The organism is Bacteroidales bacterium, assembly GCA_012519055.1.
Lineage (GTDB): Bacteria > Bacteroidota > Bacteroidia > Bacteroidales > Salinivirgaceae > JAAYQU01.
Window position 1 is genome coordinate 25,531 of sequence record JAAYQU010000014.1, and the last position, 18,311, is coordinate 43,841.

Genomic DNA, 18,311 nt, shown 5'->3' on the forward strand with positions numbered 1-18,311 from the left:
GTAATTGTGATTGGTCTTACTTTTTTATTATTTTAATATCAAAATACTGATTTTGTATAAGACTCGTATTGTTATGACGTGAATATGAGATATTCATCTACTAAAATAGTTGGTTAACATTTAAAAAAGTGCAACTTATAAAATATGCATAAAGAGCTAAAATATAATACCAATAAGCGCAAATGTAAGATATACAGTGATTTGCAGGTAAATATACTACAGATTGTTTTTTTTATTTAAGGTTTTGGAGAAACACCAAAACACCTTAGTTGTCATAAATATTTGCTAATATTGCAGGGGAGTGCTTTTTATTTAATTTAACTTATTTAAACATTTATATTATGAGTGATTTAACATTTTTTCTTATTCTAATGTTTGCTGCAATTATAACGGTAGTTCCTGTGTTGTTGGTAGTGTTTCGTAAATCGTTTCTAAGAATAGCTTTTGTAGTAATTGCTTTTATAATTGTACTTACTGCCATTGCTGGTTATGTTGCGCCTGTTTTTGGTAATTGGGTGATGTGGATAACGATACCCTCGATTATAACAATTGGATTTACAGCTTTTTTTATTATTTTACGTATGGTGCAAAAACCTATACGTGAGCTTATTTCGGCAATGGAGGAGCTGGCAAACACTGGAGACTTCACAGTGCGCGCTTCTAAAAGCTTTACCCAGCGTATTGATGAAATAGGTCAGTTAACACGTGCATTTGAGGGAGTGGTGATAGAGACTCACAAAATTTTGCAGGAAAGTAATAATGTATCGCACACGCTAATTGAAGCGAGCGAACAGTTTAAAGTCCAATCTAATTATATTGCAACCAGAGCAAACGATCAATCTGCGTCTACTGAGCAAATTTCGTCGGCAATGGAAGAGATGTCTAGCAACATAAATCAAAACTTAGAAAATGCAAATCAAAGTGCCAATGTTGGGAAGCAGGTAAACGTTGAAGTGAAAGAGGTTAGTGAGGCGTTTAATAGAACCTCAAAGGCAATGGATCACATTCGCGAAAAGACAGTCAATGTAAGTGAAATAGCCCGTAAAATTAATGTATTAGCAATAAACGCAGCAATTGAAGCTGCCAGAGCCGGAGAGTATGGAAGAGGTTTTGCAGTGGTAGCGGCTGAAGTGCGACATTTGGCTGACCAAAGTCAAAAGGCATCTAATGAGATTGATGGTATTTCACAAGAAAGTGCCAAAGCTGTGGAGGAGATGGGGTTGAAGCTTGATACCGTTGTGCCAAATATACAAAAGGTTGTTGCCATGATTAATGAAATTGCAGCAGCGAGTGGAGAGCAACGACAAGGAGCTGAACAGATTAGCACCGCGCTAAACCAGTTAGTGCAGATTACTAACGAAAACTCAAGTACCTCGGAAGAGCTTAGCGCAGGAGCTGAACAGTTGGTTGATTTGGCGAACACCATGGGGCAGACGCTGACTAGGTTTACAATATAACGCAAACAGATAATAAAAATTAAACAATTAAGTTACACCGCATAGGCATAAATGCTTTTGCGGTGTTTTTTTGTCTGTATGTTACATCGCAGCAGTTGAGACGCCATGCTATGGTGTCTATACAAAAAAACGTGTATTATTTTTAATTTTTTTGATTAAAAATGTTCTAATTATCATTATCAGGTTGTATATTGTAGGGCATTAATCAAAACATTAGAGTTATGTCGAAAAATAAAAACAAAAATGGTGAAGCCAAGAGTCATAAAAAAGCTTCTGAGGGTAACGATAACAAAGATTTGCATTATGAGGTAGTTACCGATAAAAAAAAGATAGATAATAAGTTTTATGAAGAGGAGCTTTACAAGCTTCAAATAGAGATGATAAAGCTTCAGGAATGGGTAAAAGCTAAGAAGCTTAAAGTAGTTGTGATATTCGAGGGGCGCGATGCAGCGGGCAAAGGAGGGGCTATTAGCACTATTGTACAGAGGTTGAATCCTCGGTTTTGTAGGGTAGTTGCTTTAGGGATACCAACAGAAAAAGAGAAAACACAATGGTATTTTCAACGATATGTTCAACATTTGCCAGCAGCTGGGGAAATGGTATTGTTTGACAGAAGTTGGTATAATAGAGCGGGTGTAGATCGTGTCATGGGTTTTTGTACAGAGGAGGAATATCTTGAGTTTTTGCGTTCTTGTCCCGAATTTGAGCGCATGTTGGTACGCTCGGGTATTAAGTTAATAAAATATTGGTTTTCAGTCAGCGATGAAGAGCAAGAGCGTAGGTTTAAATCAAGAAATGAAGATCCCGTAAAACGTTGGAAACTAAGCCCTATGGATATTGAATCTCGAAACCGATGGGTTGAATATTCAAAAGCTAAAGATACTATGTTTGCTCACACCGACATTAAACAAGCTCCTTGGTATGTTGTAGTGGCTGATGATAAGAAGAGAGCAAGACTTAACTGTATTCATCATCTTTTGCAACAAGTTGATTATGAAGACATAACTCCTCCGCCAATAACATTGCCAAAACGTGTTGACGACGGAGCATATGTCAGACCTCCAATTACAGACCAAAATTTTGTGCCAGATGTTTATTGAATGTCATTAAAAGTCCCAATAGAAGTTATGTAGAGATGTTCTAATTCCGAAGACAATTAATTTCTGCTGTCTGTTAATAGTAGACGAAGTTTCGTTTCGTACAATTATTCCGGTATAAACGTTTAGGTTGTATGCAGGATTAATTAAGAAAGAAACAGTTGCATTTAGGATTTTTAAATTAACCTCATCAGCTTGGAAGAACTTGTTGCCATAATTTTGAGCGTAAGTAGAGTAAGGCAAAAACAGGTTGTTTCCGTAATTTAAGTTTGCGGTATCGGCTCCGTGTTTTGCAAATATTAATTGAACATCAAAAAAGAGGCGTTTATATCCGTATCGCAAGAAAGTAACAGCTTCGGCAAAATTTGATCCTAAAGGATGTGCAAGAGGTTGATTAAAGTGTGTATAGTTTGTAACGGGGTCGTGTGAATACATAAATGGTCTAACCACGTTCAGCTCGGTTTGAAAATCTAATCGTTCAACACTAAAAAGGTCGTAAGATTTTAACCCGGCTTGAATACCCCATTTATTACCGTGCCAACCATCTCTTTTTCTTAATTCACTTATTTTAAATTCATCGAACACTAATTGTCCGTACAGAGCTGTTTTTTTTAGTAAAGTAATCTTACCTGCAGCTCCAACTATAATATTATCAGGCGATCCAACACACCACTCAACAGGTCGTAGATAAATTACTGGATTGGCGTAATGAATATCGAATCCACGATGCCCCCTTATTGAGTCTTGATCGCGCCATATAACGGCTTCAAAAAGACTTAAGTTTAGCCATTGTGTTACATTCCAACTCAAGTATTGAAAAGCACCCCATTTTTTTGTGTTCATGGCTACATCTGGCCTACTGTCGCGTAAATGCTGAAACTGTGCCCAAAGGTTTACATATTTAATCTGCCAAATATCTGTTGTGATTTTGAAATGTGGATAGTTAAATGAATTGTCCGACAGCAATAGCGAACGATATCCATCTCCAAAAAAGTTTTTACCTGTACCTAATTGAAAGTTAAAGTATTTTGAGGGGCTGTAAGAGATGTAGGCGTCTGAAAAATAGTAGTCGTAACCATTTGGCTTTTGCTTAAAAATTTTTGAAAGTCCTTGACCCGGGATTACTCTTTGAGTTAATTGTTTTATCCTGTCATTTCTCAAATCGTTAAACATAGCCTGATTTTCCAAAAATTGGGTTCCCATAGCAAAATTGTCTCCAATCCCAGCCCTGATAAATATTCCACGTGTATTAACCCAGCTTTTTTGATCATAGTCGTTATCAAATCCTAGTTCTAGATTTATTGCGGGGTCAATACTAAACTCAAAATGCTTATATTTTTTTTTAATGAGGCTCTTATTAAATACTATATCCCAAATTTTCTTTGTGGTCTCAATCTGCAACACATCATCATAATTTGATATTGTATCAGTTTGATTTTTTAAATATGGTTTTATGGCAGTATGGAAACGTGAATCAGAGTTATATAAATCACGCTCAATATGTTGGTATGAGTGGTTGAAAATTAAATTGTAGGGTTGTTGTGCATTTAAGTAAGTAAACGCAAGTGAAAGAAAAACTAAAAATCCGAAAAACTTAATTTTCATTTTTTTTATTCCTAATACCTTTGATACGATTGATTATGTTGGGAATGCAAACCACAAAAAAACCAACAGAAAGAATAACAAATGTGGTTAATCTACCATTATATCGTTGTAATACAATCGATATCCATATTAATAAAATAGAAGCTAAAGACAAAAGTGCGGTAGCTTGCATGTGTGTTAATCCAAGATCAACCAAAAGATGATGGACATGTCTTTTATCCGGAGAGAAAGGAGATTGACCCCTGAATATTCTGATTAAAAAGACTTTAAGCATATCGGCAAGAGGTATGGCTAAAAAGCCGATAGCAACAACTGGAGAGTATCGTAATTTAAAAACTCCTTGATATGTAGCGTTAACCTCAATAAACATAACAGCCATAAAAGCAAGAATATAGCCTAGCATTAGAGAACCTGTATCACCCATAAATATTTTTGCAGGAGTTACATTAAATCTTAGGAATGCTAACAAAGAACCGATTATTGCTGCTGCAAGAGTAGTAAGTTGTATGCTAACTTCACTACCTTCTAAAATAAACCAAAAACTGAAAGCAATAGAAGAGATGATTGTTAATATAGCGCAAAGACCATTTATGCCGTCTATAAGATTTATCGCATTAATGATCGTCATAAAAACGAGTATAGTTAATAGTACACTGGGCCAGTATCCAATATCGTATATGCCCAGAATTCCGTAAAAACTTGAAATTCTAACATCGCCTAGAATAACCAGAATCCCTACGGCAACGAGTAATCCCAAAAATTTTGTAGAAGCAGACAGAGCAGTAATATCATCTTTAATTCCCAAAAAGAAAATCAGAATCATTGCAAATAGAAAGTACTGCAAGCTTGGGAAAGATTCAAAATTTGAAAATAGGGTAAAGGAGAGGATAAAACCTATGAAAATACCCATTCCTCCTAAATTAGGGACTAAGCTTGTGTGTGATGTTCGTTCATTTGGTTGAGCAACCAAGTTTTTATTAACCGATATTCTAATTATTGCAGGAATAACTATATGAGTAATAATAAATGCAGTAAAAAAAGCCGATAGAATATTGATATAAGGTATCATGTTCCGTGATTTTTTACAAAAATAAGCAAATAGCTCATTAAATACTTATTATGACAATAAATTTTACGTAAATTCAATAAGATTTGTTTGGGTTTCTAGTGATTAAAACGAGAAAGATAGGGGTAATATTTTAGCGTAGAGATAACTTCAAACTTCTCATTGAAAAAACAGGTTGTTAAAATTTGTCAAAAAATATAGGTTCGGATAATTTTGACTAAAATAAAACCAATGTTTTTAGACCGAGCAAGCTAGGTTAGGGAAAATTCAGGAGGAGTAGGGGGAAGTTCAGGCAGTAGTCTGTAGGCAAGGTTGCTTTTAGGAAATATAATTACCCAAGCTGTTAAGAATATGATTTTTAAATCGGTACCAAAAGACGCATTTTTTTGATACCATATTTCAAGTTCTCCTTTGAAAGGAGCTAATGAATTTTCAAAGTTTTCAACGCCATCTTTTTGGGCTTTGCTGCGCAAGGTTTCTTGATCACGCAGAATAATTGATCCAATACCGGTTATTCCGGGTTTTGATTTGTAAATTGTTTTTTGCATCTCTTCGGGATATCGTAAAAAATCGACTTCCATAAGTGGGCGAGGTCCGACTATCGACATATCACCAAGCAATACGTTAAAAACTTGTGGCAATTCGTTAATTTTTGTTTTTCGCAAGAATCTGCCGAATGGGAATACTCGGGGGTCGTTTTTCAATGTTATGCTACCTGTTCCTATGTTTGGACTGTTTTTAAGCATTGTTGCAAACTTCCAGATTTTAAACGGTTTATTATTATATCCAATGCGTTTTTGTTTATAGAAAACGTAGTGTTCGCCGGTTAAAAGCAAAATTATTATTACGGGCAACAATAAAGGCGACAGAATAATAATTGTCAACAGAGAAATAATAATATCGAGCAAACGCTTAAGAAACTTGTACATAGAACGTTAAGATTTACATTTTAGAGTCAAGACCTTTTCCGGTTTCAATATGATCAAAGTTAGGAAGATATGATTTAAGTGCCGCAACAATTTCAGATTTATCGGATGATGGCTTATCAAAAACTGCGCGCAAAGATTTTATAATTTTGTTGATTTCCTCGACAGAACGTTTTTTTGAATTTTTAACTATACCTAATGCATGGAATGTGTCAGTATCAAGCTCCTCTTTTTCTGTATAAAATTCCTCGAATGGTTTTTCGCCCGATGTATCAGATTCAAAAAAATAGATAGGATAACTTTTTGAATTTTCGTTTAACAGAAGTGCCTTTTCCCTTGCTTCATTTTCGGTTTTACAAATATCGGCGGTGTAGCCTAATGTTTTAAGTAAGTCTATCGCAATTTCGTCGAAGGGGATCATATCAGTTTCCGGATCTAACTTCGGAAAGAAAATATCGCCAGAACTACCAAGAATAGAGGCTATTAGACACAGTTCTCCCGACTCTTGTGGTGACACGAAAAAGCGTCTAATGTTTTTTGGACACGACCAGGGTTGTTTTTTTGCTAATCGTTCGAGAAATCCCAACGGGAGACTTCCGTTTGAGAAAGCGACATTTGCAAATCTGGCGGTGGTAATAGGAATGGTTTTGGAATATGCCATAATTAGCTCTTCCATAAGCTTTTTGCTTGCCCCCATGATGTTTACAGGGTTTGCAGCCTTATCAGTTGAGACACAGAAAAAGTGTTCAACGTTTGATTTTGAAATCAGTTCAATAAGTCGTTGTGCTCTTAGAACATTGTTTTCAACCATTGCCTCAATTGAAAAAATATCTTTCTCACTTCTGACATGTTTGTGTGCTGCAAAGTTTGCCACTATTTGAAAAGGACCGTGATGTTTCAATATTTTTTCAAAAACGGGATCGGCGAAATTTACTGGATAAGTTATAAAGTCGTTTGGTATATGATATTGTGTTGAGCTACGCAAGTCGCGTACAAGTTCAGTAAGTCCATTTTCATTTATGTCGACAACAATAAGTTTGGCAACTTTGAATTTTAAAAGAGCCTTAATATACCACGAGCCAATGGTTCCTGCTCCTCCAATAACCAAAACATTTTTGTTGGTTAATCTTTCAGACAGCTGTTTGTTAAATTTTTCAAGGTCGGCTTTTAGTAAGCTCTCATCACGCTTAGTAACGTGTTGACTAATAAACTCTTCGAGGTTGAAACGTATCATTGTTTTTATTTTGTCAAAGGATTAGTATGGTTGTTTTTATATCCGGGGATAATTACACTGCTTGGTAAATTAACAACTCTATCCGCCAGCCACTCTGAGTTGTCAAGGTTCCCTTTTTCGCAGTTTTTAAACATTGGCAAACGGGTCATCAATTCCCACAATGGGCGTGTCATTATATCGTTTTGATTCGTGTAGCTTAAAAATTCGTTTCGTTCATTTAAGTCTTTTAATATTAGTGCATTGAGCCAATAATTTGATTTAGCTTCTTTGAGTTCTGTGAAAAAATCGAAATCGGTATTTTTAAAGAAACTTTGATATTTTAGTGCAAGTTCGCGCTTTTTTTCAACAAAAAGTGGCAGTTGTTCAATTTGTGCACATCCGAGAGCTGCCGCGATGTTTGTAAGTCTATAGTTGTACCCTATTTGATCGTGAACAAACTCCCATTTATGAGGTTTTTTAGCTTGAGTAGTAAGGTGTTTAGCTTGTTTAGCGAGTTGTTCGTTATTGGTTAGAATCATACCACCACCGCCAGTTGTAATTATTTTGTTGCCGTTAAAACTTAGAGTTCCCAACAAACCAAAACTGCCTGTATGACGGTTTTTGTATGTACTTCCGAGGCTTTCCGCAGCATCTTCGATACATGGGATATTAAACTTGTCGCAAATAGTTACTATTTCATCTATTCTTACAGGGTGTCCGAAAGTGTGCATTGGTAGGCATGCAGCTATTTTTCGACCTGTGTTTTTGTTGTATGTGAATCCGTCTGCTTTAACTTCACAGTTTTTATTCAGAAAATCGGAGAGCTTTTCCGGTGACATTCCCATTGTATCCTTGTCAACATCAATAAAAACGGGATATGAACCAGTATATGAAATGGCATTTGCTGTTGCAATAAAAGTAACGGATTGTGTTATAACCTCTTCGTTGGCTTTTACTCCAGCGACAATTAAAGCCATATGGAGAGCTGCAGTTCCGTTTACAGCAGCCACGGCATATTTAACACCCGTATATTGAGCGCACAGTTGTTCAAATTTCCCAACATATTCGCCAACGCTCGAGACAAAGTTTGAATCCATTACATCTGTCAAATACTTACGTTCATTACCAATGAAACGTGGGTCGTGTAAAGGAATAAAACCAGTAGGCTCCTGGAATGTTTCACGGATAAAATCAACTATTTTATAGTAACGTGTCATAGAATTAATTTTAGTTTGGCTATTATGTTATAAACCATTAATTACCACCAATATATGCCCATAAAAGTCCAATGTATTCGTGCATTGTACGCTCTACATTTACTATATTTCCGCCCGAAGGTACGATTTTTTTATAGAATGGGTTATTAGATTTTTTAACAATAAAGTTGACGGGCGCAGGTAATGGATTTAAACCAATATTTTTAAAGTGATATAGTGAACGATGCATATGAACAGCATCTGTAACTAATATTAGATTGTGTTGTGTCCCAAATCTTTTATGGTATTCCAAGGCTTCGCTTTTAGTATTCCAAGGCTCACTTATGGTTATAATTACGCTGTCAGGTATTCCGTTTTCTAACGCAGCTCGTTTTAGAACTTCGGCTTGTGGCATTATTTGATCTGCACTATAGCCTGAAGTGATAATCTTGCAGTTTGGTATTTGTTTGTATAATCGAATGCCTTCAATAAGTCTGCCATAAGCTATACCGTTAAGTTGTTCCCGAAACGGCAGAGTAAAGTCATTTTCGTGACCACTGCCTAAGATTAAAACGTGTGTTTCTCGATGTAGAACGGAGTCGGGAACAATAATTAATGGGGTATATTTTTTTTCTAAAAAATTAGTAGGATAGTTTGATATCAATTGTGTAGTTATAATAAAAAGCCATGCAAAAGCAGAAATAAAAATAGCCTTTGCCCATCGGAGTTTCTTTTTATTGTACAATATCAACGAAACTACAATTAATATAATAAAAATAAAAAGAGGTGTAACTAATAGAGAAATAATATATCGCATGCAAAGTAGAATTAATAAAATTGAGGTTTATAATATAAGGAAATAGATAGATTCACAACTAACGAGGAAATGCTTAATGTTATAACACGCTGGTTTTTAGGCAATTGTTAACAGATTGAGGCAGATTTTTAAAGAACTTATTATAAAGTTTACTTTTAGGAAACAGAATGACCCATGCGGTAAGGAAAATAATTTTAAAGTCAGTAATCATTGAAGCGTGTTTTTGGTAATACATCTCCAATTCGCCTTTGTAAGGGATTATTATTTGGTCATAAACGGTAAGAGGGTCCATATTATATGAGGCTACTAATGTGGGCTCATCACTAAAGACAACTGAGCCAAGGCCGGTCATACCGGGCTTTACATTGTAAATATTTAAACGGATATGTTCAGAATACCTTTGCCAACCAAAATTTGAAAGAGGTCGGGGTCCTACAAAGGACAATTCTCCTTTGAGAATATTAATCAGCTGAGGTAGTTCGTTAATATTTGTTTTTCGTAGAAACTTACCAAAGGGTAAAACTCTTTTGTCACCTGGCAAAGTGGTAGGATGTTTTCCAATGTCTACTCCACTCTCTTTTGTCATGGTAACAAATTTAATTAGTTTGAAAGGTCTATTTTTATAACCAACTCTTTCCTGACAGTAAAAAACCAAGTGTTCTCCTGAAAAAAGAAGTATTAATGATACAAGAATTAACAATGGGGAAAGAACAACTAAACAAATTAACGAAACAGTAAAGTCGAACACTCTTTTTACAATTATGTATGATTTTTTCTGCATATAATAAGTGATAATCAAACAGTTCTTTAAGTGCTATAGAACACTATTCCAATAAGTGTGTATAAAATGAAAAGTTAATCTTTTTTATTGTATAAGGGGAAATAATTAGAATTTTCAATGTCCAATAAGTCTAAACCGGTTTCTTGTCTTTTTTTATTAGTTATTTCAACCAATTCGCGATAAATTTGATTGTTAACTATTTTTCTTCCTGTATAATAGGTAACAATATCGTTTGGGAAAAAAGATTTTTTGTAATTATAAATACCATCTTCATATCCATGCCCACCACCTAATACATAGAATTTTTTATTGTTATCTCTAGCCCAATTAATTGTTTCAAATTTAAGAAAGTCATTTGGTCTTTTATCAAAGTAGTTTTCATCAGTTCCTCCAAGAAAAGAGAAAATTGAATCGTCAGAAACTAATATTAACTCAGAAGAAATAATTTTATCTTGAAAATAAATATTACAAACTGCAGAACTTTCGGGGTTGTTTTGAATAAAGAATAAGAAGTCTTCAAATGGAAAGAAAAAACGTTTTTGAGCATTTGTTCTCTCCATAGTGTGAATATATATGTCATGAAAGTTTTTTATTTCTTGTGATGACACTTCTTCTAAGTGGAAAATTTCGCTTCTTAAACCCTCTTTTTGGGCTCTTTTTACATTCTTACGTACCTTATGTTCAAAATTCGACCATTGAGTTTCGGCATCAATAATTTTACCTTTTACATTTAATAGTGTGGGAATTAGATTCCCATCGTAGTTTTTTTCATTGCCATACAAGTTGAACCTTAAAAATTCGGTTATAACATTGTTATTTTGGTACCATGTTCCCACATTTCTCCAAAAAAACTCAATTTCGTGCTTTGTCGCATTTTCTGACATATGCGGTCCAGTATATCCGTAGGGAGCAACAAAATCATAATACTTTTCAGTTGTTTCTATATCAATTTCGTGAAGATATCCGGGTAAAATTATTACAGAACTGTCGGTTTCGTATGCAAAACAGATTAACTCTTTTTTTCTATTGTTGAATACGTTTATATAGTCGATTAGAAAATATGGATCCTTTTTCCCTATTTTACAATATAATTTTTCGTACTCTTTTACATCTTCACCTTTCCCTAAATCTAATATTTTAAACATACAATATGGATTTTAACACAGTTACCATTTCTTGAATATCCTCAAAATTAACATCTTGATGAATAGGAAAATTAGAAATTTTTTTTGAAACTTTATTAGTGAGTTCATACTTGCTATCTTGAAGTTCTTTAATCATAGTATGATACAAACTGACCATGCCAAACCCTCTGTCATTCATCGTTTTGTAAAGCACATCCCTATCGAAATCATCTAATATTATCGGAAGTGTTTGAGGACAAATATTCCCTAAGTCGCTATGCAATATTTTAAACCCCTTCATCTTCTTTAATTGTTCTAATAGATAGTTGTAGTTGTCCCTTCTTTTTTTGTATATTGATAAGAAATCGTAACTCAACTCAACAAAGGGGTTTCCGTCAGAATCTGAGTTTTCAGGATAATTATTTACTAACATTCCACCTTTATCCAAAGGTAAAAGTTTATGTAATGAATAAAAAGAATAGTTTCCTTTACGTCCACATTCACCCGTTATTAAATCTGTTAACCAAGCGTGTGCACAATCTTCAACAAAGAAAATTTTCTTTTCAAGTAAATAATCGGAAATATTCTCATAATTTTTATCATAAAACCCAAAATAATGAACGAGCAGTACTAAAACATCTTCATGGACTTTAATTTTGTCCTTTAGGTCTTTAAAACATATTTGAAGCTCACTGTCTAACAAATAAAAATCAAAAGACATTTCAGAATTTAGCACAGAATCAAAAATACCACTACCCTCATTTGACGACCAACCAATATATGATGGCAATAGAATTACTCCATTTGGATTTTTATTCTTGTATATTTCTATTATTAAACTCCAGGCTTCTCTTGCAGACTCTGTCAAATGCCAGGTTCTTAGATAATTATTAATGTTAGTTGCTTTTTTGGTTATCATTATAGTTTAAGTTTCATTCTTAAAATTTTGTCTTTTAATTCAAAGCTGCTAAAAGGACAATTATCTCCGATAAAATAAACATTTTTTATAGGTACTATCTTTTTTAAATGTATAATAATTGTTTCCAGCTCTTTGTTTTTCGAGCCTCTTATTATTAAATCACTGTCAATGTATCTAACTGATTCTTTGTGGTTTCCATATTGCAACTCTATAAAGTAAAAACCATAAAATTTGTTGACAACTTTGAATTGAGGGTAATTTAATATTTCAAAATCAATTGAATTATTGCTCTCTTTTATGGTTACTTTACTAAATGGAGTTGTGTTTTCTATTTTGAATCCGAGTTTTGAATACCAGTTTAAGGCAGTAGTGTTCGATGCAAACACATCCAGTCCAATAAACCCAAATCCTTTATCTGCGAAAAAATTTCTTGTCTTTTCAAATAATATCGTTCCTATGCCTAAGCTTTTATAGTCATTCCTTATTGCAATCATATTTAGAAATGACAAATTGTCTTCCTTAAATAATTTATACTCTACGAAGCCAACCAAGATATTATTTTCATATAACCCCATATAATAGTATGGAGAAAATGAATTTTCTAATTCATTTTGAATATGAGAGACGATGCCATGTCCTCTATAAATAGACGCATATAAGTATTTCGGATTAAAAGATGAACGAACAATAGATACTGCTTCCGAAATATCTTGTTTGTCTATAATTTTTAAATTATATTTTTCATTCATCATCTGTTTTTTTTAATTTCTGATACTCTTTCAATACGGCTTCCCATACAATATGTTGCTCATACCGAACTGTAATTAATCCTCTTGAGTTTTTAGCCATTCGCTGCACTTCCTCAATATTTTCTAAAAAGTACAGCATTGCATCATAAAGCTGTTCTTTATTCTGTGGTGAAATAATTACTCCATTCTCTTTTTCAATAATTATCTCATTACAACCGTTTATATCTGTGACAATACTGGGCAATCCCATGGCTCCGGCTTGCATAACCACATTAGGGAATCCTTCACGGTAACTTGGAAACACAAGTGCATCTGAAATAGCATAATATGGACGAACATCATCTTGCCAACCTAATGAAATAATATTCTGATTATTTTTAATTTCATGTAATGTTTCCGGCAATAGTGGGTCAAGTTCTTCTTCAAAAGTACCTATTAGCAAAAGCTTTATGTTTTGTGCTTTCAATCTTGAAAAAGCAGAAATCAATTCATTTACTCCTTTATCTCTTACTAGTCGTCCAACAAAAATAAAAACAAAGTCTGATTTGGAAATATTTAACTCTTCTCTGAGTTTTCCGGTCTCTTTATTTGTAAAATGTGAAGGTGAAAAGTAGTCGGTATTTATGCCATTAGAGCTACCATTTGCCAACACATCAAGTTTGTGGGCGGGAGCTAATTTTTCTTTAATAATAATATCTTTCAGTGCGTGCGAATTGGGATAAACTTTGGTAGCACACATATAAGTTGTTCGTTCCACGAAATTAAGTATTCTCCTTTTAATTCCTTTATGAACAAGTAAGGGCATTCCGGCTACAGTATGCAGGCGAATAGGTACACGTGTTATCCAGGCTGCCAACATTCCAACTGTACCAGCTTTAGGGGTATGTGTGTGGATAATATCAGGTTTTATTTTCCTGATTAATCGTGCCATTTCAAATAGAGCCAAAAAATCTTGTACAATACTTACGGGTCTTGTCAAGTGTTTAAGTTTAAACGCCTCTACCTCTTCCTGTGCGGCAGCAATATCTATTATGTTAAAAGGTTCTCCTGAAGCAACACAAACATCCATCCCTTGTTGCTTCATATATTTCAGTTGTCCTTTTAATAGTCCTATAGATACCGAGCTGGTAAATACGCGTAAAACCTTGCTCTTTTTCTTCATATTACCTAAGTATCCTTAATTATCAGGGTTAATAGTTGTTCTCTATTATATCCTTAATATTATTTTTAACTATCCGAAACTTTCCGCTTTTCTCTACTGGAATATCATCTACGTAACGGAAGTCAATTTTCATTTTATTTCCAACACGGTCACGCCAATTTTGTATAAATTTCTGTTCTGATTTTTCGTCAAACTCCTGTTTGTCAATTACTGTGAGTATTTCCAATGCATTTAGTTCATTCTGAATGGCTTGAAAGCGCACAATGCCTTTCGTATCTTTCAAAGTGTTAGAGACATTTCCCAAATTTATTTTTCCATTTTCCGGTGAATAGACAAAGTCATCTATTCTACCCAAAATCTCTTTTACTAAGGGGTTATTATTTCCACAAGAGCAAGTTTTATTTGTATCTTCTAAAGAAATATTGTCGCCTATGTCATAACGAATTAATGGTGTTCCTTCAGTTGTAAATGCTGTTACCACTAATCTTCCGGACGTAGCGGGCTTATCACTGTCATCCAAGACTTCAAAAACACCGCTTTGTAACTCCAAATGTAAATTTCCGTTTTTGCATTCAAAAATAAAGGGTGCTCCCTCGGATGAGGCATACTGGTCATACATTTTACAATCGAAAAAAGGCTCAATGATGTTCCGCATTTCTTGAGTGACACTTTCTGCTGTAGGGAAAATCGCTTTACAAATTCCCCTTGGAAAAGTATAGCCATATTTTAAGCCGTACCTGGCAATTTCTATGATAGTAGACGGAAAGCCAACCATGTATTCCGGTTGAAAACGGATTATATTTTCTACATAATATTTCAAATAGTCTTCCTTGATATGAAAGGTAGAATAATATCGTACTTTGTATTTGAGGTCTGTCTTCCAAAACCTGTTTTTACGAATATCCCTCTCTGTCAATAGGTTTTTGCCACTAAACCAGGCTGTCCGTTTCCCCAGCTTATAACCATACCAACCCCGAAAATTATCTAACATAGCGAAGCGCTCTTGAATATTATCATGAGTAAGGTAGATTTTTAAGGATTTGCCTGTTGTTCCTCCTGTTTTGGACTCAATAGCATCTTTTTTATTCTCTATGGTACAAATCTGATTTATATTTGCTCGTAACTCCTCTTTACTTAAGATGGGCAGTTTATGGATGTTTTCAATTTTATAGAATTCTGGTATATTTTCAAATTGTACCCGATAGTAATCGGAATGTCTATTAGCAAACTTTAAAAAAGTTTCATGCCGTTGAGCTTGTAGTAACAATAATTCATTTCTTGATAATTTTTCACGATTTTTAAACAGATTTAAATATTCAAAGTATTTACTATCATATCGTTTACGATATGCCAATATATTAAATCCCGTTACAAAAATATTGTGAAGGAAATGGGGTGACAATTTATATAGATACTCCAAAAATGCCATAATAGTAGTGATTAAAATCTCTTATTGTGAATGGTTTTGTTTTAATCCCGTTTTAATTCTATTGTTGATTTGTACACTTTTAGCAAAATAATCTGCGATAAAAATAATTGCAAACATAATCCAAAACTCACGCTTTCGCATATGATAAGTGTAAGCCCATGAAACCAAACAACCAATAATAAAAGGTAAAACAAAATACAAAAATTCGGAGAACATATCTTTGTGTTTTTTATACCTCAGTTTTTTCATAAAGAAAATCATAAATATGATATAAGCAATAGAGCCAATTATACCGGTCTCACCAATCATTTTAAAATAGGTGCTATGGACTTCATATTTATCATAATGACCACCTCCAAACGCTCCTATTCCCGTTCCCGAAATGGGATTATCCCTAAACGCAGTCATTGCTTTGGATAGGTTGTTTTGAATAAAGCCTTCTTCATCAGTTAAGCCCGACTCTCCTTCTAATGTTCCGGCTAAACGTGTTTCATATTTATATGAAATTCTACTATTAATATCTGGAGCTATTTTGGGGAGCTCCTGGATTACAACAAACAAAATCAATCCAACAACTAAAGAGATTAAAAATGTTTTGTAATTTCTTCTCATTAAAAGGGAAAGTAAAAAACCTATACCAAAACCTATATACGCAGCCATTTTTCCTGTTAGAAAAAGGAATAATGATACCATCACTAAACTAATAACAAGTGTTCTTTTTTGTTTATTGTTGAAAAGAGTATATACTTTTGATATAATAGCCGGTATTAAAATAGCTAAGATAATCATGGCATAAGAGCCAGCTTGTCCTGCATTTCTAAAACCTGATAAAACCTCACCTCCTGTTCTTTCGGGAAAAATCCGTGGCAAGCCGAAAACAACTGAGAAGTAATCATATATACCGAATCCAGAAGCCAAAATGCCCGCTAGAGAAAAATAATATATTAATTCGCAAAAACCACTTACAGATCCAAAAAAATCTACCAGAACTAAGAAAATAAGAAGTAAAAAAAGTAAAATAACAACCTCGACAAATGACTGTGAGAGGTTTAGTCCAACAAGACCACCTATAAACAGCGTAATAATGAAAAGTATCATAGGTTGATTATATGAGAAATTAAAAGATCTTCCGCTTAAAACAAAAAATAACAATCCCAATGCGCCGGCAATATCAGGCGGAGTAATACGATAAAGAATTCCCGACTCACTTAAACTTTGTGTTATAAAGCTAGTCAAGATAAAAAGTATTATAAAAAACTTTGAAAACTTTAAAGCCATATATCCATATGTTTATTTTATCAACTGCCCGAAAGCCAAAGCCTGATAGTACCTACTATACTTCTTATTTTCCTTGATAAGACTACTATTATTGCTTTTTGTGTAGAGTTTTTCTACAATTATTCGTTTTAAGATTTCTACATTATATGCTTTATCTCCCAAATTATTTGATAATATCCAACCTGCAGCTAACTCTTCAATCATAATTGCTGTCTCTGAGGTATCAGGAGCAAAACATAAAATTGGTCGGGTGGACTCAATGTATTCAAAACTTTTTAATGGGATACCGGCACTATGGTCAATTCCTTCACCAACAATAAGCCAAAGCAAGTGTGAGTCTGCTAATTTTTCTAGAACTCTTTTTCTTTGTATTATACCAATAAAATTGATTTGCTGATACAGTTGATATTTTTCAAGTTGATTTAATACTTCGGTATCAATACTTCCAGCTATTTCAATAATTACATCAGATAATTGCAATATCCCATCATCGACTAATTTTTGCAAAGATTCTACTAAAGGAAGAGGAGAACGGGCACCTCCGTAAAAATTGCCAGCATAGAATATTTTAATGGGCATAGATGAAAATTTGCTTTTGTCAATTAACTTTTCATCTAAAACTTCCTCGGGATAATATCCGTTATAAATGGTATAAAATTTATTTGAAAACTTTGGATAAGCCTCAGCATAGAGCTTCTTCATTGATTCAGAAATAAATACTATTTTATCCGCTCTCTTTATGATTTTCCTTTCAAGCTTAAGATGCAGTCTAGAATTACTTGCTATCATACTATTATGAGTATAATGAAAATCTCGAAAATCAGCAATCCAATGTGTTCTGAATAAAAGCTTCACAAATAGACCCAACAGACTATTTGTTACTAGTGGAGAAGTTGTAATAAGTGTAGTCCTGATAAATTTACGAGGACGTAATAATATCCAAAGAGAAGCAAATGGGAACCAACTAATTCCCTTGTCAGGGAAGACAAGTCTTCTTAATCTGCTAACGATCTTGTTTTTACCGATTTTTGTTTTTTTATTTCCATCACTGTTCGATGATTTTTTAGTACCACTACGAAAACGTTTTATTGAAAAACCACCCACTTGGTAGTGTTTAAAAGCTTTGGGTTTCTTGTTGTCATTTGACCCAATACCCATTGAGCTGTCTTGGTTTTTACAACTGAGTACAGAAACATCAAAACCTTCTAACCCCAGATAATGGGCGATTGAATATGGACGTTGTGCTGCAGGTGCATTAGCTGGAGGAAAGGAATAAGATATGATAAATAGCTTTTTCATATGCTTGTATTTTTTCAGTTTAAGGTTTTTATTAACTAACAACGTGCAATGAACTATCTGGTTTTAAAGATAAAAGTTAAAAGTTGATTTTTTACTCTTATCCTTTTCTCCTTATATAGAGGATTTGTAAGTTTTTGTTTTATTGCGTTTTCTTGAATTCTATTCTTTCTTTATTGAGGCATTCCGTCAATTC

The 18,311-nt window shown here is 33.9% G+C and carries 16 protein-coding genes; 2 read left to right on the forward strand and 14 right to left on the reverse strand.

Annotated elements, in window-relative coordinates; translation table 11 throughout:
* The first annotated feature begins 341 nt into the window (after positions 1-341).
* Together GX311_02845 and ppk2 are read left to right on the forward strand one after the other, a co-directional pair.
* Positions 342-1,457, forward strand: coding sequence for a methyl-accepting chemotaxis protein (locus tag GX311_02845; GenBank protein NLK15312.1), 1,116 nt, complete (start codon positions 342-344; stop codon positions 1,455-1,457).
* A gap of 221 nt (positions 1,458-1,678) precedes the next feature.
* Complete coding sequence (gene ppk2 / locus GX311_02850) at positions 1,679-2,557, forward strand: polyphosphate kinase 2 (protein NLK15313.1); 879 nt, start codon at positions 1,679-1,681, stop codon at positions 2,555-2,557.
* Positions 2,558-2,563: 6 nt separating this feature from the next.
* Here the strand turns inward: ppk2 and GX311_02855 are convergent, their stop codons facing one another.
* The 14 genes from GX311_02855 to GX311_02920 form a co-directional block, all read right to left on the reverse strand.
* Positions 2,564-4,159, reverse strand: coding sequence for a hypothetical protein (locus GX311_02855; protein ID NLK15314.1), 1,596 nt, complete (start codon positions 4,157-4,159; stop codon positions 2,564-2,566).
* Positions 4,149-5,228, reverse strand: coding sequence for an undecaprenyl/decaprenyl-phosphate alpha-N-acetylglucosaminyl 1-phosphate transferase (locus GX311_02860; protein ID NLK15315.1), 1,080 nt, complete (start codon positions 5,226-5,228; stop codon positions 4,149-4,151). Before GX311_02860 ends, GX311_02855 begins: the two co-directional genes overlap by 11 nt.
* Before the next feature lie 248 nt (positions 5,229-5,476).
* Positions 5,477-6,154 carry a sugar transferase gene (locus GX311_02865; protein ID NLK15316.1) on the reverse strand — a complete coding sequence of 226 codons (678 nt, stop codon included), beginning with the start codon at positions 6,152-6,154 and terminating at the stop codon, positions 5,477-5,479.
* A gap of 13 nt (positions 6,155-6,167) precedes the next feature.
* Positions 6,168-7,385 carry a polysaccharide biosynthesis protein gene (locus GX311_02870; GenBank protein ID NLK15317.1) on the reverse strand — a complete coding sequence of 406 codons (1,218 nt, stop codon included), beginning with the start codon at positions 7,383-7,385 and terminating at the stop codon, positions 6,168-6,170.
* Between the two features lie 5 nt (positions 7,386-7,390).
* The gene (locus GX311_02875; GenBank protein NLK15318.1) at positions 7,391-8,581 is read right to left on the reverse strand and encodes a LegC family aminotransferase; all 1,191 of its coding nucleotides are present in this window, start codon (positions 8,579-8,581) and stop codon (positions 7,391-7,393) included.
* Between the two features lie 37 nt (positions 8,582-8,618).
* Positions 8,619-9,377 carry a DUF218 domain-containing protein gene (locus GX311_02880; GenBank protein ID NLK15319.1) on the reverse strand — a complete coding sequence of 253 codons (759 nt, stop codon included), beginning with the start codon at positions 9,375-9,377 and terminating at the stop codon, positions 8,619-8,621.
* A 79-nt stretch (positions 9,378-9,456) separates the two neighbouring features.
* On the reverse strand, positions 9,457-10,158 hold the full coding sequence (locus GX311_02885) for a sugar transferase (GenBank protein ID NLK15320.1): 702 nt from the start codon (positions 10,156-10,158) through the stop codon (positions 9,457-9,459).
* 74 nt (positions 10,159-10,232) lie between these two features.
* A complete protein-coding gene (locus GX311_02890; protein ID NLK15321.1) occupies positions 10,233-11,303 on the reverse strand; it encodes a peptidoglycan bridge formation glycyltransferase FemA/FemB family protein in 1,071 nt (356 codons plus the stop codon).
* On the reverse strand, positions 11,296-12,150 hold the full coding sequence (locus GX311_02895; GenBank protein NLK15322.1) for a DegT/DnrJ/EryC1/StrS aminotransferase family protein: 855 nt from the start codon (positions 12,148-12,150) through the stop codon (positions 11,296-11,298). The genes GX311_02890 and GX311_02895 overlap by 8 nt, the downstream gene beginning before the upstream one ends.
* A gap of 50 nt (positions 12,151-12,200) precedes the next feature.
* Positions 12,201-12,953: a GNAT family N-acetyltransferase gene (locus tag GX311_02900; protein ID NLK15323.1), complete on the reverse strand. Its 753-nt coding sequence runs from the start codon at positions 12,951-12,953 to the stop codon at positions 12,201-12,203.
* The gene (locus GX311_02905; GenBank protein ID NLK15324.1) at positions 12,943-14,112 is read right to left on the reverse strand and encodes a glycosyltransferase family 4 protein; all 1,170 of its coding nucleotides are present in this window, start codon (positions 14,110-14,112) and stop codon (positions 12,943-12,945) included. Before GX311_02905 ends, GX311_02900 begins: the two co-directional genes overlap by 11 nt.
* A gap of 28 nt (positions 14,113-14,140) precedes the next feature.
* Positions 14,141-15,541: a phenylacetate--CoA ligase family protein gene (locus GX311_02910; protein ID NLK15325.1), complete on the reverse strand. Its 1,401-nt coding sequence runs from the start codon at positions 15,539-15,541 to the stop codon at positions 14,141-14,143.
* Positions 15,542-15,562: 21 nt separating this feature from the next.
* Positions 15,563-16,819 carry an O-antigen ligase family protein gene (locus GX311_02915; GenBank protein NLK15326.1) on the reverse strand — a complete coding sequence of 419 codons (1,257 nt, stop codon included), beginning with the start codon at positions 16,817-16,819 and terminating at the stop codon, positions 15,563-15,565.
* Positions 16,820-16,831: 12 nt separating this feature from the next.
* Positions 16,832-18,118 (reverse strand): glycosyltransferase family 4 protein, encoded by a 1,287-nt coding sequence (locus GX311_02920; GenBank protein ID NLK15327.1) that lies wholly within the window; start codon positions 18,116-18,118, stop codon positions 16,832-16,834.
* Positions 18,119-18,311 lie beyond the last annotated feature (193 nt).